The organism is Cypionkella sp. PAMC25878, from assembly GCF_058135695.1.
On sequence record NZ_CM176871.1, the window covers coordinates 1,022,303 to 1,040,809 of the forward strand.

The 18,507-nt window shown below is 60.8% G+C and carries 22 protein-coding genes; 18 read left to right on the forward strand and 4 right to left on the reverse strand.

Going from position 1 to position 18,507, the window contains the following annotated elements; all coding sequences use genetic code 11:
* Positions 1 to 108: 108 nt before the first annotated feature.
* Complete coding sequence (locus ACS5RD_RS04725; protein WP_489930219.1) at positions 109 to 369, forward strand: hypothetical protein; 261 nt, start codon at positions 109 to 111, stop codon at positions 367 to 369.
* A gap of 60 nt (positions 370 to 429) precedes the next feature.
* Here the strand turns inward: ACS5RD_RS04725 and ACS5RD_RS04730 are convergent, their stop codons facing one another.
* Entirely contained in the window at positions 430 to 870 is a 441-nt protein-coding gene (locus ACS5RD_RS04730; protein WP_489930220.1) for a MarR family winged helix-turn-helix transcriptional regulator, read from the reverse strand.
* A gap of 166 nt (positions 871 to 1,036) precedes the next feature.
* On the opposite strand from ACS5RD_RS04730, the gene ACS5RD_RS04735 reads away from it, so the two are divergent.
* The 4 genes from ACS5RD_RS04735 to ACS5RD_RS04750 are packed head-to-tail and all read left to right on the forward strand — an operon-like array spanning position 1,037 to position 3,793.
* Positions 1,037 to 1,465 (forward strand): organic hydroperoxide resistance protein, encoded by a 429-nt coding sequence (locus ACS5RD_RS04735; RefSeq protein ID WP_489930221.1) that lies wholly within the window; start codon positions 1,037 to 1,039, stop codon positions 1,463 to 1,465.
* Between the two features lie 57 nt (positions 1,466 to 1,522).
* Positions 1,523 to 2,287, forward strand: a complete 765-nt coding sequence (locus ACS5RD_RS04740) for an SDR family NAD(P)-dependent oxidoreductase (RefSeq protein WP_489930222.1) — start codon at positions 1,523 to 1,525, stop codon at positions 2,285 to 2,287.
* A 17-nt stretch (positions 2,288 to 2,304) separates the two neighbouring features.
* A complete protein-coding gene (locus ACS5RD_RS04745) occupies positions 2,305 to 3,303 on the forward strand; it encodes a dimethylarginine dimethylaminohydrolase family protein (protein ID WP_489930223.1) in 999 nt (332 codons plus the stop codon).
* A gap of 43 nt (positions 3,304 to 3,346) precedes the next feature.
* A complete protein-coding gene (locus ACS5RD_RS04750) occupies positions 3,347 to 3,793 on the forward strand; it encodes a DUF1294 domain-containing protein (RefSeq protein WP_489930224.1) in 447 nt (148 codons plus the stop codon).
* Here ACS5RD_RS04750 and ACS5RD_RS04755 read toward each other — a convergent pair.
* Positions 3,790 to 4,494 (reverse strand): peptidoglycan-binding protein, encoded by a 705-nt coding sequence (locus tag ACS5RD_RS04755; protein ID WP_489930225.1) that lies wholly within the window; start codon positions 4,492 to 4,494, stop codon positions 3,790 to 3,792. The two genes, ACS5RD_RS04750 and ACS5RD_RS04755, sit on opposite strands and share 4 nt — an antisense overlap.
* Before the next feature lie 403 nt (positions 4,495 to 4,897).
* Here ACS5RD_RS04755 and ACS5RD_RS04760 point away from each other — a divergent pair, with 403 nt between their 5' ends.
* Positions 4,898 to 5,083 (forward strand): hypothetical protein, encoded by a 186-nt coding sequence (locus ACS5RD_RS04760; protein ID WP_489930226.1) that lies wholly within the window; start codon positions 4,898 to 4,900, stop codon positions 5,081 to 5,083.
* Between the two features lie 288 nt (positions 5,084 to 5,371).
* Complete coding sequence (locus ACS5RD_RS04765; protein ID WP_489930227.1) at positions 5,372 to 5,839, forward strand: hypothetical protein; 468 nt, start codon at positions 5,372 to 5,374, stop codon at positions 5,837 to 5,839.
* Between the two features lie 494 nt (positions 5,840 to 6,333).
* On the opposite strand, the gene ACS5RD_RS04770 is transcribed toward ACS5RD_RS04765, so the two are convergent.
* Positions 6,334 to 7,200, reverse strand: a complete 867-nt coding sequence (locus ACS5RD_RS04770; protein WP_489930228.1) for a branched-chain amino acid aminotransferase — start codon at positions 7,198 to 7,200, stop codon at positions 6,334 to 6,336.
* Between the two features lie 137 nt (positions 7,201 to 7,337).
* Between ACS5RD_RS04770 and ACS5RD_RS04775 the strand changes: the two genes are divergently transcribed.
* The 10 genes from ACS5RD_RS04775 (at position 7,338) to ACS5RD_RS04820 (ending at position 14,947) form a co-directional block, all read left to right on the forward strand.
* Positions 7,338 to 7,838: a MarR family winged helix-turn-helix transcriptional regulator gene (locus ACS5RD_RS04775; protein ID WP_054005575.1), complete on the forward strand. Its 501-nt coding sequence runs from the start codon at positions 7,338 to 7,340 to the stop codon at positions 7,836 to 7,838.
* Positions 7,835 to 8,536 (forward strand): response regulator, encoded by a 702-nt coding sequence (locus ACS5RD_RS04780; RefSeq protein WP_489930229.1) that lies wholly within the window; start codon positions 7,835 to 7,837, stop codon positions 8,534 to 8,536. Before ACS5RD_RS04775 ends, ACS5RD_RS04780 begins: the two co-directional genes overlap by 4 nt.
* Before the next feature lie 68 nt (positions 8,537 to 8,604).
* The gene (locus tag ACS5RD_RS04785) at positions 8,605 to 9,102 is read left to right on the forward strand and encodes a hypothetical protein (protein ID WP_489930230.1); all 498 of its coding nucleotides are present in this window, start codon (positions 8,605 to 8,607) and stop codon (positions 9,100 to 9,102) included.
* A gap of 59 nt (positions 9,103 to 9,161) precedes the next feature.
* Complete coding sequence (locus ACS5RD_RS04790; RefSeq protein ID WP_489930231.1) at positions 9,162 to 9,572, forward strand: PaaI family thioesterase; 411 nt, start codon at positions 9,162 to 9,164, stop codon at positions 9,570 to 9,572.
* A gap of 336 nt (positions 9,573 to 9,908) precedes the next feature.
* Positions 9,909 to 10,205 (forward strand): PRC-barrel domain-containing protein, encoded by a 297-nt coding sequence (locus ACS5RD_RS04795; RefSeq protein ID WP_054005571.1) that lies wholly within the window; start codon positions 9,909 to 9,911, stop codon positions 10,203 to 10,205.
* A gap of 166 nt (positions 10,206 to 10,371) precedes the next feature.
* The gene (locus ACS5RD_RS04800; RefSeq protein WP_489930232.1) at positions 10,372 to 11,298 is read left to right on the forward strand and encodes a histone deacetylase family protein; all 927 of its coding nucleotides are present in this window, start codon (positions 10,372 to 10,374) and stop codon (positions 11,296 to 11,298) included.
* Positions 11,295 to 11,534 (forward strand): exodeoxyribonuclease VII small subunit, encoded by a 240-nt coding sequence (locus ACS5RD_RS04805; protein WP_489930233.1) that lies wholly within the window; start codon positions 11,295 to 11,297, stop codon positions 11,532 to 11,534. The genes ACS5RD_RS04800 and ACS5RD_RS04805 overlap by 4 nt, the downstream gene beginning before the upstream one ends.
* Positions 11,535 to 11,596: 62 nt before the next feature.
* Positions 11,597 to 12,460 (forward strand): polyprenyl synthetase family protein, encoded by an 864-nt coding sequence (locus ACS5RD_RS04810; protein WP_489931334.1) that lies wholly within the window; start codon positions 11,597 to 11,599, stop codon positions 12,458 to 12,460.
* A gap of 7 nt (positions 12,461 to 12,467) precedes the next feature.
* The gene (dxs, locus tag ACS5RD_RS04815) at positions 12,468 to 14,381 is read left to right on the forward strand and encodes a 1-deoxy-D-xylulose-5-phosphate synthase (protein WP_489930234.1); all 1,914 of its coding nucleotides are present in this window, start codon (positions 12,468 to 12,470) and stop codon (positions 14,379 to 14,381) included.
* 287 nt (positions 14,382 to 14,668) lie between these two features.
* Positions 14,669 to 14,947, forward strand: a complete 279-nt coding sequence (locus tag ACS5RD_RS04820; protein ID WP_489930235.1) for an HdeA/HdeB family chaperone — start codon at positions 14,669 to 14,671, stop codon at positions 14,945 to 14,947.
* A 185-nt stretch (positions 14,948 to 15,132) separates the two neighbouring features.
* Here ACS5RD_RS04820 and katG read toward each other — a convergent pair whose 3' ends face one another.
* Entirely contained in the window at positions 15,133 to 17,361 is a 2,229-nt protein-coding gene (katG, locus tag ACS5RD_RS04825) for a catalase/peroxidase HPI (RefSeq protein WP_489930236.1), read from the reverse strand.
* A 126-nt stretch (positions 17,362 to 17,487) separates the two neighbouring features.
* On the opposite strand from katG, the gene ACS5RD_RS04830 reads away from it, so the two are divergent.
* Complete coding sequence (locus ACS5RD_RS04830) at positions 17,488 to 18,402, forward strand: hydrogen peroxide-inducible genes activator (protein WP_489930237.1); 915 nt, start codon at positions 17,488 to 17,490, stop codon at positions 18,400 to 18,402.
* The last annotated feature ends 105 nt before the right edge of the window (positions 18,403 to 18,507 follow it).

Sequence of the window (18,507 nt, forward strand, 5' to 3'; positions counted from 1 at the left end):
TTTGGCACAAACCCGGGTGGGGGTGTGAAACCCCCATAACCCCTGCTGGGAACAAGAGCCGCCCTCCTGCGTTACCCTTCTGTAATGGTTCATCAGAAGGGAAACCCGATGTCCGCTCCGAACACGAATATCGAGAAACAGGCGCGCCGTCACCGTGGCCCGCTGATTGGCATGGCACTGGTCGTGGTGTTTGGTGTCGCGGTGATCCTGTATTGGCTGTTTGAAGAATCCGCCAAATCCGATCCGCCCGCGCCGCAAGATCAGATTGAGTCCGCACCCACGACCCAAGTGCCCGTGACACCAGCCCCCGGTGAGGGCTCCATCATCGCCCCGCAAACCGGCACGGCACCCGCGCCAACCACCCCGTAAGCAAGCAAAACCGAGCCGCCGCACCCCTGCGGCGGCTCGGCCCCGTGCAAACCTGCCCGCCTAGTCCGTCCGCAACTGATCGCGCAGGCTGTTGACCTGATCACGCAGCGCCGTCAGCGCCGCCAGCGTCATGCCGGACTTCTCCAGGATACAGCCCGGAATAGCCGCAGCCCGCGCTTGCATCCCGCGTCCGGCCTCGGTCAGCGACACCCGCACCTGCCGCTCGTCCCGCGCGTCGCGCGCGCGCAGCACCAACCCCTGCACCTGCATCCGCTTCAAAAGCGGTGTCAGTGTGTTACTTTCCAACTGCAACGCCGCCCCAAGTTGCCCCACCGTCTGACCATCCTCGGCCCACAGCGCCACCAGCACCAGATACTGCGGATAGGTCAGCCCGAGCGCCTCCAGCAAAGGTTTATAAGCGTGCTGCATCGCGTGCGTCGCCGAATACAGCGAAAAGCAGATCATCTCGGCAACGGGCAGGGCGGCAGCTTTCTCATCCATGGCGATACTCCTTTCCAGCAAGATAGATCGCACGCGATTAATTCACAAGATCGGCGGGAACCACCGCGCCCGAAAAGCATTAACCTAAGCGCGACCTATGAGGGTTGACGCAAGCACCGACTCGGGCTAAATACATCGCACACGATTTAATCGCAAAGGATACATCATGCCGACGAAAGTAGTCTACTCCACCGAAGCCACCGCAACCGGCGGCGGCCGTGATGGCAAATCGGCCACCAAAGACGGCGCGCTCGCTGTCACCTTGGCCGTGCCGAAAGAAATGGGCGGCACGGGTGCGGGCAACAACCCCGAGCAGCTTTTCGCTGTGGGATATGCCGCCTGCTACCTTGGTGCGATGCGTTTCGTCGCGGGTGCCGAAAAAATCGGCACCGTCCCGGCTGACGCCACTGTCACCTCGACCGTCGGCATCGGCCCGCGCGCTGAAGGCGGCTTCGGCATCCAAGTGGCACTGGCCGTTTCGATGCCCGGCGTCGATCGCGAAACTGCGCAGAAAATCGTCGACCGTGGCCATTTCATCTGCCCCTATTCGAACGCCATCAAAGGCAATGTCGAAGTGACCACCACCCTCGTCTAACCGCTTGAACCTGCTCCTTGCCCTGCTAGGCTGCGGCCAACAGGGCAGGGGGCTTCTATGGATCGGCTAAAAGGCAAAGTGGCAATCATCTCGGGCGGAGCCACCGGCATCGGTGCGGCCGCCGCCCGCCTGTTCGCCGCCGAAGGCGCTGCGGTGGGCATCATCGACCGCAACGTCGATGCAGGCCAAGCCCTCGCCTTCGATCTGGTGCAACAAGGCCACCGCGCCTGTTTCGCCACGGCTGACGTCAGCCAAAAATCCCAAGTCGATGCCGCCGTGGCAGTGGTCAAAGCCCAACTCGGCCCGGTCAACGTGCTGTTCAACCACGCCGGAACTATCGTTATCAAACCCTTCCTTGAAACCGAGGAAGAAGATTGGGACATGCTGTTCGACGTGAACGTGAAATCCATGTACCTGATGACCCGCGCCGTCCTTCCAATGATGCTGGAACAAGGCAAGGGCTCCATCGTCTGCACCTCGTCAATCTCGGCAGTCTACGCGACGCCAATGGAAGTGCTCTACGACGCCACCAAGGGCGCATGCCACATGTTCGCCCGCGCCATCGCGGTCGAATTCCGCGACAAAGGCATCCGCTGCAACGCCGTCTGCCCCGGCTTTATCGAAACCCCGCACGGCCTGCGCGAAGTCAAAGAACTCACCGCGCTGGGCGTTGATGCCTCCGACACCGCGATCAAAGCCGCTCAGGGGCGCTTCGGCCAACCCGAAGACATCGCCCGCGCTGCCCTGTACCTCGCCTCCGACGACGCCGAATTCGTCACCGGCACGCAGTTGTTCGTCGATGGCGGCTTTTCCGCCGTCTGACCCCAACGGAGTCGCAAATGTCAAACCCGCACTGGATCTACACCCAAACCGTCAAACATTTCGCCGCCGGGGCCGAGCCACCCTTCGAAGATCCCGCCGAGTTGATGGCAAGCTGGGGAGCCGTCTGGGGTCTCGACAATGACGTAGGCCGCATCCGCTCGATCCTGATGCACCGCCCCGGCCCCGAGATGAACGTGGTTGATCCGGCGTATCGCCTGCCCGAGATCGGCTCCTACGGGGACCCCGCCGTCGGTTGGTATTTCCAATCTGATACGCTCCCCGACCTGCCCCTGATGCAACAACAACACGATGCTTTCGTGGCTAAACTGCAAGCCGAGGGCGTCGAAATCCACTACCTCGACGGCGACGCGGGCATCCGCCTGAAACAAGTCTACACTCGCGATCCGTTCATCATGGTCAAAGGCGGTGCCATCATCTGCCGGATGGGCGCACGCATCCGGCGCGGTGAGGAACTCGCCACCACCCGCACCCTCGCCCGTATCGGCGTGCCAATCCTGCGCACTATCTCAGGCACCGGCGTGATGGAGGGCGGCAGTTTCGCGTGGCTGAATGAGAAAACCTGCGCCATCGGCATCGGCGTCCGCGTCAACCGTGAAGGCGCGGAACAGGTCGGCGAAGTCCTACGCCGTCAAGGCGTCGATCTGCTGATCGTCGAACTCACCGGCTACGACATCCACTTGGATGTGTCCTTCCTGATGATCGACCGCGACCTTGCGCTGCTCAACCCGATGGGCCTGCCGTTCAGCTTCCTCGAACAACTCACCGTCCGCGGCATCAAATACATCGAGATCGACCCCGCCGATGATCCGTGGATCAACAACTCCCTCGCCGTAGCGCCGGGCAAACTGCTGATGCCCGAGGGTGCCAGCAACCGCACGCTGGATCGCCTCGCCGCCCATGGTGTGACTTGGACAACCATCCCCTACGCCGCCCTGCACAAAAACGGCGGCGGCCTGCATTGCTCGACCACCCCGTTGCGCCGCGATCCGCTTTAGCGACACTGGCAGGAATTGGGCCTCATAACGCCGAAATCCTGCCATGATCCCCCGCTACACCCGGCGCATGATCACAAACATCTTCACCCCCGGCACCACAGGTTTCGCGGCGCTTTGCCTTGCCGCCTATCTCCTGCTGGCCAATGTCCTCGCCTATGCCGCCTTCGCCGTAGATAAATCCCGTGCCATCTGCGCCGAACGCCGCATCCCCGAGCGTAGCCTGCTGATCCTCGCCACCTTGGGCGGCTGGATCGGCGCGAAATTAGCCCAACACCGCCTGCGCCACAAAACCCGCAAACAGCCCTTCAGCCTGCTGCTGAACCTGTCGGTTCTGATCCTGCCCGGCCTCATCGCCACCAGCCTGCTGCTGCAATCCGACCTGACGTGGGACAAAGCCAGCACCACCGCGCAAAGCCTGCTTGCCACCGGCACAACCGCCGACATTCCCACCCCGCCGCGCCGCTTCGGCCCCGGCAGCGACGCCCCCTAACGCACGATCAGCGCGAAGGCGTTGATGAAATTGCCGCTCAGCTTCATCCCCGGATAGTCCGTCACCTCCAACGCCCCGCGCCCCACGGGAAGCGAGTTGTTTACCCGGATCATCCGGGTAAACGCCACCGGGCCCGAGTAATAGCCGCTGATCACCACCGCATGTGCGCCGCCATTCACCCAGTTGCCGCACATGATGATCGGCCCGCGCCGCAGATACGGCTCCAGCCCCTCAATCTCTGCCGGAGGTTGCCGCACCAACCGCATCCCCAAGGAAATCGCATACAGTTCCAGATTGGCCATATCTGGCCGCAAGCCGCCGCCATTGCCATCCGGCGTCACCGGGTCAAACTGCGCCTGCCCCGGTATCGCACTGGTCATCCGCCCCGAGGCCAGCCCCCCCGACACCACCCAGCAGGTCATCCCGGTATTTTGCCCGATCACCGGCAGCGGATGCACCAATTCCGTCACCAGCCCCAAGGCGCGCCAGCTTAAAGGCCCCGCCACCCCATCCGGCACCAACCGCCCGGCCGGCCCGGTATAGGTGCTTTGAAACCGCCGCAGGGCTGCATCGGTCAGACGGCCAAAAGCGCCATCCTCGTCCAGCACCGCAATCGAGCGGTCATGCACCAAAGCATTGTTCAACATCCGTTGCAGGAAAACGACATGAGGGTCATGGCTGCCCATGCGCAAAGTAATCATCAGAGTGCTCCAAAATCGAAGGTCTAAGAAAGGTCGCGAAAATCTGCCGTCAAACTGCACGAAGGCTAGCACAGCTTTCGCGCTCGCCAAGCAGATTTTTGCCAGCGCCAAGCACCCGCCAAAACGCCCCGCGTCACACCCGTCAAACTGCCCGGTCAATCCTGCGCGCAACCCCCGGCTTTCATCTTGGCAAAAATATCCCCGCCGGAGGCATCCCACCTCGCCCCCCGCGCGCGCGTTCAGAACCGGGCGGATCCAGCATCGGCAAGCGTAGGTTGGGGTTCCACCCCACCCCACCGCGCCATAGGCCATTCCCCGCGCCCCCTCCCTCCAAACGCTAGGGCCGCCGCCCGATCCGTGTTACCCTCCGCGCACCCAAGCCATATCGCATCAGGAGGCCCCGATGACCAAACACCTCGCCGATCACCGCACCGCATCCGAGGGCGGCCGTTTGCAAAACTTCCTGCGCCTTGAGCGCAGCCAATCCCCGACAGCCCCCCGCACCTTGCACCAACGCCCGCAATCGCGCAGCGACGACAACCCCCGCCTGCAACACTTCCTGCGGATCGAGCGCGGCGAGCAGGCCTGAAGCCCACAAGTAGGGTGGGTGGTTCCTGCTGAAAGCCGGGTTCACCCACCGAAGTCGCCCACTGCCCGAAGCTGACAGCGGGTCAATGCTCTGAAGCCGCAATCTTCAGCCAGACTGACAGAGCGGCCTCTCGATGATGCGCAACACAGGGTCGCGCCCTAGATTCCGGGCAAAAGCAAACAAGTAGGGCGGGGTTCACCCCGCCACCCTCCGGGGCAGAAGGCGTCCTTGTAATAGCGCCTTAAATGATTGAATTATCATCAAACTGCCAATCCACGGAGCAATTAAATGCGCTTTACCAGTTCCTGCCTTCTTCCCGCCCTCGCCACTTGCTTCCTGTATGGCGCTTCAACCTCAACAGAAGCAAAGCCGACCTTCTCTGAATATTCCCAGGTGTTCGTCAACACCTGCTTGCAACACGCTCCGGCGTTGAGTGAGGCGGCGATCGCCAACTCTGTTAGCAAAGAAAAATTCATCGCCAATAGCGTTTCGGTTGGTGCCGGGGTGGCTGTGCAGAATGGCAAACGCTGTAGCCTTCGTATCGGCGGCGGCGGGAACACAGTCAGCATGGTCGCCGTTGATGAAGCTGAAAAACTTGCGACTTGGTTCGCGAAACGCATCGGCGGCACAGTCAAAGCCAGAACGAGCGTCTTTGGTGGCCCGCTCTGGTACGAGGTTAAGGACGGACGCAAGAAATATGAGGTCAGCGTAGGCGATCAAAGCGGCGTGCTCGTCTTCCTCGTCGCGTTGCGATAGCGACTTTTGCAGTGGAAATACCATTCGCCCTTACGCTTGCTTTTGTCGGTATTGCTATAGCTTTCTACCGTCCCCGAGGAGACCGAAGAAATTGGGCACTTGTCGTCACAGCATGGCTGAGCGTCCCAATAGGTTTTATACTTTCGCCCGTGATCGGGTCGTATGTAGCAAGCATGGGAGGTTGTACTCCTAGCGCGGCCGCGCCAATCGAATGTTTCGTCCACGGATGGAATGTAAGCCCTTGGATAAATAGCATTGTATTTTCAGGCTATGTGATCGCTTTCTACGCTTTGCCTTGGTTCGTGATCGGCGGCGTGTGCGTTATCATCTATGCATTTATCTTGGGTTCTCGAAAATAGCGCTGTCGTCTTTTCAAACCCCCAATCCTTAACAAATCCTTAAATCCACACCCCTAACTCCTTGACTCCAAACACATAAAAAAGGTCCCGAGTTGGGACCTTCTTCCTTTACTCCAAAACCCGAAGCCTAAACCCTCAGGCCCGCACCAGCTTTTCATACTGATCCGAGATCCCCAAAGTCAGCGCCCCGACCTCAAAACTATAGTCCCCGATCTGCCCGACCGGAGTCACCTCCGCCGCCGTCCCGGTCAGCCAGCATTGCTGGAACCCCTCCAACTCGGCGGGCAGGATATGCCGCTCATGCACGACGATGCCCTGTTCGCGCAGCATCCCGATCACCGTCTGCCGGGTGATACCGTTCAGGAAAGCGTCCGGCAGCGGCGTGTGAACCTCACCATCCTTCACAAAGAAGATATTCGCCCCCGTCGCCTCGGCCACATAACCGCGATAATCGAACATCATCGCATCCGAACAGCCCTTCGCCTCGGCGGCATGTTTCGACATCGTGCAGATCATATAAAGCCCCGCCGCCTTCGCCTCATGCGGGATGGTCTCAGGCGAGGGCCGCTTCCACTTCGCAATGTCCAGCTTCGCCCCCTTGGTCTTGGCGTCGCCGTAGTAATTGCCCCAAGACCACACCGCCACCGCCATCCGGATCGGGTTGCGCTTCGACGCCACCCCCATATCCCCGCCCGCCCCGCGCCAAGCCAGCGCCCGCACATAAGCATCCGTCAGCCCGTTGGCCTTCAAGGTCGCTTGCTTCGCTGCCTCAATCTCAGCCACCGAAAACGGCAACTCCATATCCAGCAGCGCGCCCGAATTCCGCAACCGCTCCGAATGCTGCACCGATTTGAAGATCTTGCCGTTATAGCAGCGCTCACCCTCAAACACCGAACTTGCATAATGCAAGGCATGGGTCAGGATATGCACATTGGCCGAGCGCCATTCCACCAGCTTGCCATCCATCCAGATGAACCCGTCCCGATCGTCATACCCAGCCATCGCAGCCTCCATTATTGCGAATGTTGCGCCGTATAGGTCCAACACGGACATAATATTGCGCGAAATTGCGAATCCGCTAAACCTTATGTCTTGGAATGTCAACAACACTGACGTATCTTATGCGCGGAGGATACCCCATGGCCGAACAAAGCACCGGCGGCGAAAGCCTGCTGTTCCTGACCGATGAGAACCTGCGCAAGGGGATCGAGGCGATGTTCTTCGCCTATCGTGGCTTCACGGCGGACCCCGACCGCATCCTTGAAGACATGGACTACGGCCGCGCTCATCACCGTGCCGTGCATTTTATCAACCGCTCGCCCGGCACCACAGTCGGCAACCTGCTGACCATTCTGGGTGTGACCAAACAATCGCTGAACCGCGTGTTGCGCACCCTGTTCGACGATGGCTTGGTTGAGGCCCGCGTCGGCAAGCAAGACAAACGCGAGCGTCACCTTTACCTCACCGACAAAGGCCATGCGCTGGAACGTGCCCTGTCCGACGCCCAACGCGCAAGGATGCGCGCCGCCTACCGTGCGGCGGGGCCAAGCGCCGTGCAGGGCTTTCGCACCGTGCTTGAGGCAATGATGGACGCCGAGCAACGCCGCCAGTATCAAGGCCTGAAAGAGGGCAGCACATGACCGAATTACCCGCTCACCTGCTGGTCGTGGACGACGACGAACGCATCCGTGGCCTGTTGCAGAAATTCCTGATCCGCAACGGCTTCCTTGTATCCACCGCCCGCGACGCCGCCCAAGCCCGCCGCCTGCTGGCTGGGCTGGAATTCGACCTGCTGGTGTTGGATGTGATGATGCCCGGCGAGGATGGCATCAGCCTGACCCGCGCCTTACGCGCCACTCTCACTGTGCCGATCCTGCTTTTGACCGCCAAAGGCGAGACCAACAACCGCATCGAAGGCTTTGAGGCCGGTGCTGACGATTACCTGATCAAACCGTTTGAGCCGAAGGAACTGCTGCTGCGCATCAACGCCATCCTGCGCCGTGTGCCTGCCGCCAAAACTGCCAGCCCCGCGCCAAAAGTCCTGCACATGGGCCCGGTCCGCTATGACATGGATCGGGGTGAGCTCTGGCGCGGCCAAGAGCTGATCCGGCTGACCTCGACCGAGGCCGCCTTGATGCGGATCTTCTCGGCGCAACCCGGCACAGCGATGTCGCGCGATAAACTGGTGGGCGACATGCCGCGCGAAGACAGCGCGGGCCAAGAACGCGCGGTTGATGTGCAAATCACCCGTCTGCGTCGCAAGATCGAAGACGATCCGAAATCGCCGCGCTATCTGCAAACCGTGCGCGGTGAGGGCTACATGCTGCAAACCGACTGACGCAGCCAGCCACAGTTCCTTCACAATTTCCTGCCAGTTAGGCCAAATAACAATCTTTGGGAGAGACCATGACCCTGCTGAAATACGCCGCCGCCTGCGGCCTTGCTTTGCTGTCCACCACCGCCTTTGCGCAAGACCTCGTGCCCTATTCCGAGGCCGGCGGTTGGGCGGTAGAGGTTGATCCAACCTTGGGCAACGGCTGCCTGTTGTCTTCCGATTTTGAAGACGGCTCCCACGTCCGCATCGGGTTTGATCGCAGCGCAGGCAATGGCTATGTGATCGCCGCCAACACCGCTTGGGGTGAGATCACCGATGGCACCGATTATCCGATCAGCTTCATGCTCGACGATCAGAAATACGACGGCAGCGCCAAGGGTCTGCACCTTGATGATCTGCCCGGCGTCATGGTCACTTTCGACAGCGTCGATTTCCTGACCGATCTGGCCGCGAAAAACACCATGACGCTGCAAAGCGAAGGCGCCGATGTGATGTCGATTGACCTTTCCGGTAGCGATGAGGCGATCACCGAAACCATCGCCTGCCAAGAAGAACAAGAAAAGGGCTGAGCCCGAAATCAGCTTTGGCGCGGGGGCATCGCCGTCCCGCGCCACCAGACGGAGCGACCATGATCCCCGACCATCCCCTGCTGGGTGTCCAGCCGCCGTTCGCCGATCACCTCGGCCTGCGCATCCTGTCGGCCCAGCCTGACCGGATTGAGGCTGAAATGCTGGCCTCGCCGCAGCTGATCAACCGCAACGGGACGTTGCATGGCGGGGCGGTGATGGCGATGGCCGATCACCTCGGCGGGCTCGGGGCGTTTCTGAACATCGGGCCGACCGAAAGCACCGCCACGGTGGAAAGCAAAACCAACTTTTTCCGCGCCATTCCGGCGGGTGACATGCTGCGCGGTGTCAGTATTTTATTGCATGGCGGGCGCCAGACCATGGTGTGGCAAACCACGCTGACGCGCAGCGATGGCAAAATGGCCGCGATGGTGACGCAAACTCAGATCGTGCTGCGCGATCCGAAGTTCTGACGCCCTCCGCGCAGAAATACGCCCTGGTAAGCCAAGCACTTCTGTTGCACGCGCCGTAAAGCTGGAAAACCGCTCGTGCCCTCAGTGTCTTCGGCGCATTCTCGCCGACCCAATTCAACGCAAGCTGCACATGGAACCGTAGCGGCCCTCGCGGGTTTTTGTCATGAAAGCGCGGCCCGCATGTCAATCGGGCGCAACGGCATGAAGAACAGGGTGGTTTTCCCGATCTCCCACCTTGGCCAACGCAATGGCAGTCGAGCTTCTATCCCGTTTGTGGACGGCGTTTTCACCCTTTCACGCCCGTAACTCTGCCCATAACTCTGGAGGACAAGCAAGATGGACCACAGCAACCATACCCCGCTGGACCGCACCGAATTCAACACTGCGGTTTTGGAAGATGCACCCGTCTACGGTGCGGATGATCGCAAGATCGGCACGATTTCGCATGTGCATGGCGCGGGTGCCGTCACCGATGTTGTGCTGGATGTCGGTGGATTTCTCGGCATCGGCTCGAAACCCGTGTTGGTCAGCGTCGATCAGCTTAATCTGATGCGGGATGAGGATGGCAACATCCATGGCGTCACCTCGTGGACGAAAGAGCAGTTGCAAGAACTGCCAGAACATCATCATTGATCACAACGGATGTGATCGCATGAATGATCATTGACCCGCACGATCATAAACCCAGACTCGCCTTGTGTGAGTCTGGGTTTTTGCCCAGAAAAGTGGCGGTAATTGGCGGTTTCGATTTTGGTGCAGGTGGAATAGTGTTCCGGCCAAAGTGCAAAAGGCCGATCTTGTGACCACCCTTCTCATCAACTCTCCGCAATCCGAAAATCACCTCACGCCCCCCGGTCACCCCGAGCAGGTCGCGCGTTACGCCGCCGTGCAGGCGGGTCTGAACGGCCTCGACCTCCTCCACCGCGATGCGCCTTTGGCCGAGGATACAGACATCCTGCGCGCCCACCCAGCGCGCTATCTCGCCAAGGTCCGCGCCGCATCACCTGTCACGGGATGGGCGCAACTTGATGGCGATACTTTCCTCTCTCCCGGCTCTGTCACGGCTGCGTTGCATGCGGTTGGCGGGGCTTGCGCTGCCGTTGATGCCGTCTTGTCGGGCGAGGCTCAGAACGCCTTCCTCGCTGCCCGTCCCCCCGGCCACCATGCAGAATCTGAAACCGCGATGGGGTTTTGCATCTTCGGAACCGTCTCTATTGCGGCGCTGAGAGCCTTAAATCACCACAACCTTGCCCGCGTCGCGGTGGTCGATTTCGACGTCCACCACGGCAATGGCACGCAAGATCTGCTCTGGAACGAACCCCGCGCTTTGTTCTGCTCCAGCCATCAGATGCCACTCTATCCCGGCACCGGCAGTGCTTCGGAAACCGGCGCGCACGGCCAAATCCTCAACGTCCCGCTCAGCGAACACACGGGCTCTGGTCCGATGCGCGAAGCCTATGAGAGCCTGATCTTCCCCCGCATCGCGGCTTGGAAGCCCGATCTCATCCTGATCTCAGCAGGCTTTGATGCGCACCAAGCCGACCCCCTCGCGGGCCTAGACTGGCAGACCGAAGACTACTCATGGCTCACCCAGCGCCTCTGCGATCTGGCCGATGCCCATTGCGCGGGCCGGGTGGTATCCTGTCTTGAGGGCGGTTATGATCTGCCCGCGCTGACCGCTTCGGTAAGCGCACATGTGGGTGTTTTGCAGGAGCGCGGCCGATGACCGATAAACCCGTAGCGGATATGTCCTTTGAAGAAGCCATGGCCGCCCTCGAATCCGTCGTCACCCAGTTGGAACGCGGCGAAGTGGCGCTGGAACAAAGCATCGCGCTTTACGAAACAGGCGCAAAGCTGAAAGCCCACTGTGCCGCCAAACTGAAATCCGCCGAAGAAAAGGTCGAACTGATCCGCGCCGCCGAAGGCCGCGCGGTTGGCACCACCCCGGTGGAGGGGCTTTAGTGCCCACCAACACCCCGCCGCTGAAGCATTTTGAAGTGACACGCACCGAGTCGTTAGAGGCGATGCCGTTTCAAGCCGCCCTGCGAAACGCGCGCGATTACGTCGAAATCACCCTGATGCATAAGCTCATCGGACTCAGCGGCCCTCTCCCCGAAGCAATGCTCTATGCCACCAAGGGCGGCAAAGGCTTGCGCGGGTTTCTGGTGCTGGAATCCGCCCGCATCCACGGCATCTACGGCAGCGCCGCTGGCCCTGCCGCCGCCGCGATTGAGGCGCTGCACGCCTATTCCCTGATCCATGATGACCTGCCCTGCATGGACGATGACGACCTACGCCGGGGCCAACCGACCGTGCATCGCAAATGGGATGAAGCCACAGCGGTGCTGGCCGGTGACGCGTTGCAGGCCCTCGCTTTCGAGTTGGTCAGCATGACGGGTTGTCCGTTTGAACAACGCTGGCTGCTGACCACAACCTTGGCAACAGCCGCAGGCGCGCGCGGCATGGTCGGCGGCCAGATCGCCGACATTGCCGCCGAAACCGCTGCCACGCCATTGACCTTGGATCAAATTACCGCCCTACAAGCCGGAAAAACCGGCGCGCTGATCACTTGGTCGGTGATGGCGGGCCCACGCATGGCGGGGGCAGAGACACATGCGATGCAGAGTTACGGCGATAGTCTCGGCCTCGCCTTCCAGATCGCCGACGATATCCTAGACGTCACCGGAGACGCCGAAAAAGCCGGAAAACGTCTGCAAAAAGACGCAGCCGCCGGTAAAGCCACCTTCGTCTCGCTGCTGGGGCTTGATGCCGCACGCGCCCGCGCCAAATCTTTGGTATCAGAGGCCTGTGACCACCTAGCCCCCTACGGCGCATCCGCGCAAAACCTGATCGACTGCGCCCGTTTCACCATCGCGCGGGAAAGCTGAGGCACCTATGGCTGACAAACCCAACACCCCCCTGCTTGATCGGGTCAAGCTGCCCTCGGATATGAAATCGCTGACAGACCGCGAGCTCAAACAACTCGCCGATGAACTCCGCGCCGAAACCATTTCAGCGGTCTCCGTCACCGGCGGCCATCTTGGCGCGGGCTTGGGCGTGGTGGAACTCACCGTCGCCTTGCACGCCACCTTCCACGCGCCGCGCGACAAGATCATCTGGGACGTCGGCCACCAATGCTATCCGCATAAGATCCTGACCGGCCGCCGCGACCGCATCCGCACCCTACGTACCGAAGGTGGCCTGTCGGGTTTCACCAAGCGCAGCGAATCTCCCTATGATCCGTTCGGCGCAGCCCATTCCTCCACCTCGATCTCCGCCGCCCTCGGTTTCGCCATGGCGGCGGAACTAGGCGGCGATCCCGGCGACGCTATTGCGGTGATCGGCGATGGCTCGATGTCCGCAGGCATGGCGTTTGAGGCGATGAACAACGCAGGCCACCTGAAAAAACGCATGTTCGTCATTCTGAACGACAACGAAATGTCCATCGCCCCCCCGGTCGGCGCGCTGTCCGCCTACCTCAGCCGCATGTACGCGGGCGAGCCATTCCAAGACCTGAAATCCGCCGCCAAAGGCATGGTCTCCCTGCTGCCCGAACCCTTCCAAGAAGGTGCCCGCCGCGCCAAGGAAATGCTGAAAGGCATGGCCGTGGGCGGCACTTTGTTCGAGGAACTCGGCTTTTCCTACGTCGGCCCCATCGACGGCCACGACCTAGACCAACTTCTCCCCGTATTAAGAACCGCCCAAGCCCGCGCCACCGGCCCGATGCTGATCCATGTATTGACCAAAAAGGGCAAAGGCTACGCCCCGGCAGAAGCCGCCCGCGACAAAGGTCACGCCACCGGAAAATTCGATGTCCTCACCGGTGTGCAGCAAAAAGCCGCCTCCAACGCCCCCAGCTACACCAAAGTTTTCGCGCAATCCCTGATCCGCGAAGCCGAAACCGATGATAAAATCGTCGCCATCACCGCCGCCATGCCAGATGGCACTGGGCTTGATCTGTTCGCCGCCCGCTACCCCAAACGCACCTTCGACGTAGGCATCGCCGAGCAACACGCCGTCACCTTTTCGGCTGGCCTTGCCGCAGGGGGGATGAAGCCATTCTGCACGATTTATTCCACCTTCCTGCAACGCGGCTACGATCAGGTCGTGCATGATGTCGCCATCCAACGCCTTCCCGTCCGCTTCGCCATCGACCGCGCTGGGCTTGTCGGCGCAGACGGGGCCACCCACGCAGGCAGCTTCGACGTCGCCTTCCTGTCCAACCTCCCCGGCTTCGTGGTGATGGCGGCGGCAGATGAAGCCGAACTCGTCCACATGGTCGCCACCGCCGCCGCCCACAACTCCGGCCCCATCGCCTTCCGCTATCCGCGCGGCGAAGGCACCGGGGTCGAGATGCCTGCCAAAGGCATCCCCCTGGAAATCGGCAAAGGCCGCCTGATCCAACAAGGCGCGCGCGTGGCGCTACTGTCCTTCGGCACCCGCCTGTCCGAAGTCCAAAAAGCCGCCGAGTCGCTTGCCGCCAAAGGCCTAACCCCCACCATCGCCGACGCCCGCTTCGCCAAACCCTTGGACCGCGACCTGATCCTCACTCTGGCAAGAACCCACGAAGCCCTGATCACCATCGAAGAAGGTGCCATCGGTGGCTTCGGCTCTCACGTCGCCCAACTGCTGGCCGAGGAAGCCATCTTCGACCACGGCCTGAAATTCCGCTCGATGGTCCTCCCCGACACCTTCATCGACCACGCCTCGCCTGAAGCCATGTATCGCAGCGCTGGGATGGATGCCGCGCAGATTGAGGCGAAGGTGTTGGAGACCTTGGGCGTGGCGGTGGTAGGGAAACGGGCTTAGCTGGCGTTCAAGCTGAAATCGCCGTGAGGTGAAAGCGTTTTCCAAACTAGGGATGTTAACGCCTATATTCTTACTAAGTTGCGCTGCGTGACGCGAAAAAGGGCCGATCTGCTGTTTGTAAATTCATTGGGCGCGTTTCTGCGCACAAGGCCGCTTTTTGCCAGCGTAACTTCGCTTGTGTCCTTACACGCATCTGTGAAGCTATCCTGTTGGACTCCTTTCAGCATCCAGAAGGCCTACCTCTTCAAAGCCCGCATCATTGTCGGGCGTTTGAGGAGGACCGCACCATGAAACTTTCCATTGCTTTTGCAGCCGTTGCTTTGCTTGCCGCTCCGGCTTTTGCCCAAACCGAGGGCGACATCAAAGTTGATCCGTCAACCGTGACCTGCAACGATTTCTCGCTGATGGACGCGCAGAACATGACGGCCGTCGGCATCGCCGTGAAAGAGTCGCTGAAGGACGATGCGAAATTCTCCGCCCTGACGGACGAAGAAATGACCATCGCCGCGACTGACGCCTGCAAAGCCCATCCCGATGGCAAAGTTGTTGACGCGCTGAAGATGTAATTTCAGCAGGGTATAGGGAGACTGATCGGCGTCACTGCCGTGTGGAAAACCTTTACACAAGGTTAACGAGCCCGCCTTAACCCGTTGAAATCATGTAAACCGCACGCCTGTCCACGCGTGGACAGGTCAAAAATAAAAGCGCGCGCGGGCCAAAACCCACGCGCGTTTTCAACTTTCAAACCAGCTTAGACCAGATCAAACCGATCCGCGTTCATCACCTTGACCCAGGCCGCCACAAAGTCGCGCACGTAGGCGGCCTGACCGTCACTCTGCCCGTAAACCTCGGCCAAAGCCCGCAGTTGCGAGTTCGATCCGAACACCAGATCATTCCGCGTCGCCGTCCATTTCAACGCGCCCTTGGTGCGATCCCGGCCCTCAAACTCCGTCTCTGCCGGAGAGGTGGCTTTCCAAACCGTCCCCATATCCAGCAGGTTGACGAAGAAATCGTTGCTCAGCACGCCCGGCCGGTTGGTGAACACCCCATGCTGGGAGTGTCCCGTATTGGCATCCAAAGCCCGCAAGCCGCCGACCAGAACCGTCATCTCCGGCGCCGTCAGGGTCAGCAGTTGCGCCCGATCCAGCAGCAGTTCTTCCGCCGTGACCGAATACTGTACCTTCAGGTAGTTGCGGAACCCGTCCGCCACCGGCTCCAGCACCGCAAAGCTTTCCACATCGGTCTGCTCTTGGCTGGCATCCGTCCGCCCCGCCGCAAACGGCACCGCAACCGGATACCCAGCCGCCGCTGCCGCGTTTTCCACCGCAGCCGAGCCGCCCAGCACGATCAGATCGGCCAGCGACACCGCTTTGCCGGAAGTCGCGTTGAACGAGGCCTGCACGCCCTCCAACACCGCCAGCACCTTGGCCAACTGTTCCGGCTGGTTCACCGCCCAATCCTTCTGCGGTGCCAGACGGATACGTGCGCCATTCGCGCCACCGCGTTTATCAGACCCCCGGAAAGTCGAGGCCGAGCCCCAAGCCACCGAAACCAGTTCCGACACCGTCAGCGCCGAGCCCAAAATCTGCGCCTTCAACGCCGCCACATCTGCCGCATCAATCGGCGTGCCCGTGGCGTCCGGCACCGGGTCTTGCCAGATCAGATCTTCCGCAGGCACTTCCGGCCCCAGATACAGCACCTTCGGCCCCATATCGCGGTGGGTCAGCTTGAACCAAGCGCGGGCGAAGGCATCGGCAAACGCCGCCGGATCGTCGTGGAAGCGGCGCGAGATCGGGCCATAGATCGGGTCGAACCGCATCGCAAGATCCGCCGTGGTCATCATCGGGCGATGAGTGATCGAGGCATCATGCGCGTCGGGGATCATATCCTGCGGCTCGACATCGCGGGCGAGGAAAATTTGCGCGCCGGCGGGGCTTTTGGTCAGCTCCCATTCATATTTGAACAGCATGTTGAAATAGCCGTTGTCCCAAGTTGTCGGGTTCGGCTTCCAAGCGCCCTCAATCCCAGAGCTGGTGGTATGAACCCCCGAGCCCGAACCAAAACCGTTTTGCCAGCCCAGACCCTGCTGCGCCATCGGTGCGGCCTCTGGGTCAACGCCGACCAAAGCCGGATCGCCCGCGCCATGCGCCTTGCCAAAGGTGTGGCCCCCTGCGACCAAAGCTACAGTTTCTTCATCATCCATCGCCATCCGCGCAAAGGTCTCGCGAATGTCACGGCCCGATGCCACCGGATCGGCCACGCCATCCGGGCCTTCGGGGTTGACGTAAATCAGGCCCATTTGCACGGCTGCGAGGGGGTTTTCCAGATCACGGTCGCCGGAATAGCGGCTGTTTTTGTTGGCGGGATCGTTCGAGGCGATCAGCCAAGTGTCTTCGGAGCCCCAGTAGATATCCTCTGGCGGCTCCCACACATCGACGCGTCCACCGCCGAAACCGAAGGTCTTAAAGCCCATCGATTCCAGTGCGACGTTGCCGGTCAGCACGATCAGATCGGCCCAAGAAATCGCGTTGCCGTATTTCTGCTTGATCGGCCACAACAGGCGGCGGGCTTTGTCGAGGCTGACGTTATCCGGCCATGAATTCAGCGGCGCGAAGCGTTGGGTGCCCGAGCCTGCACCGCCACGGCCATCGCCGGTGCGGTAGGTGCCCGCGCTGTGCCACGCCATGCGGATGAAGAACGGGCCGTAATGGCCCCAATCGGCAGGCCACCACGGCTGGCTGTCGTTCATCAGCGCGGTCAGGTCTTGCTTGACGGCTGCCAAATTCAACGCCTTGAAGGCTTCGGCATAGTCAAAGCCTTCGGGCATCGGGCTGGCGCTGGGCGCATTTTGATGCAAAATCCGCAGGTTAAGCTGGTTCGGCCACCAATCACGGTTGGAGCGGGCTTTGTGGGTGGTGTGCTGGCTACCGCCATGCATCACCGGGCATTTGCCGCCGCTTGTGGGTTCGTTTCCGTCCATCGCTCTCTCCGATTCTGCTGAAAACCGTTCATTTGAACGATCTTTTGCTATGTGCTGGCATCACTATAACAACGTGATGGCATTAGTTTAAGTTGAATATACTGATTGTTCCGATAAGCTGGCCTTATGATAAACTTCACCCTGAAACAGTTCCGCTATTTTGAAGCCCTCGCCCGCCACGGTCATTTCGGTCGCGCGGCGGAAACCTGCGCCATCTCGCAACCGGCTTTGTCGATGCAGATCAAGGAACTGGAAGCCGCCCTCGGCACCGATCTGTTTGAACGCGGCGCGCGGCAGGTGCGGCTGACCAGCTTTGGCGAGGCGTTTGCGGAAAGGGTGCGCGACATCCTGCGCTCGGTCGATGAATTGGCCGACATCGCGCGGGCAGCGCAGACGCAACTGGTGGGGCGGCTGCGGATCGGGGTGATTCCCACCATCGCGCCTTATCTTCTGCCCACCATCATCGGCAATCTGATGCGGTTGAACGCCGATCTGGACCTGCAACTGCGCGAAACCGTCACGCCGAAATTACTGACCGAATTGGCCGAGGGCCGCTTGGATACCGCCATCGTGGCGCTGCCAATCTCGGAACCCTCGCTGACCGAAGTGCCGCTGTTTTCCGAAGATTTCGTGCTGATCCGCCCCGCCGAGGATGAAGGCAAACCCGTGCCCAGCCGCGAACGCCTGCGCGAAATGCGCCTGCTTTTGCTGGAAGAAGGCCATTGCTTCCGCGATCAAGCCCTGTCGTTTTGCAACATGTCCGCCGCCCCGCCGCGTGAATTGCTGGATGGCAGCTCGCTGTCGACCCTTGTGCAAATGGTCAGCGCGGGCATTGGCGTGACGCTGATCCCCGAGATGGCGATGGCGGTGGAAACCCGTTCCGCCTCCGTTTCGGTGGCGCGCTTCGGTGATCCGAAACCGCAGCGTATGGTTGGGATGGTCTGGCGCAAAACCTCGCCCTTGGCCAAGCAACTGCTGCAAGTGGCTGAACTGGTGCGGTTCTCGGCCGAGTCTCTGCGCGCCCAGCATGGCGCACTCTGATCAATTGCTTGTTTTTTAGGCGGCTTTCGCGGAAATCTTCATCACTTGCACCTTATCCGCCCGCTGATGCACAAAGTGTTAGAGGATCACCGCTGGCTGTGAAAA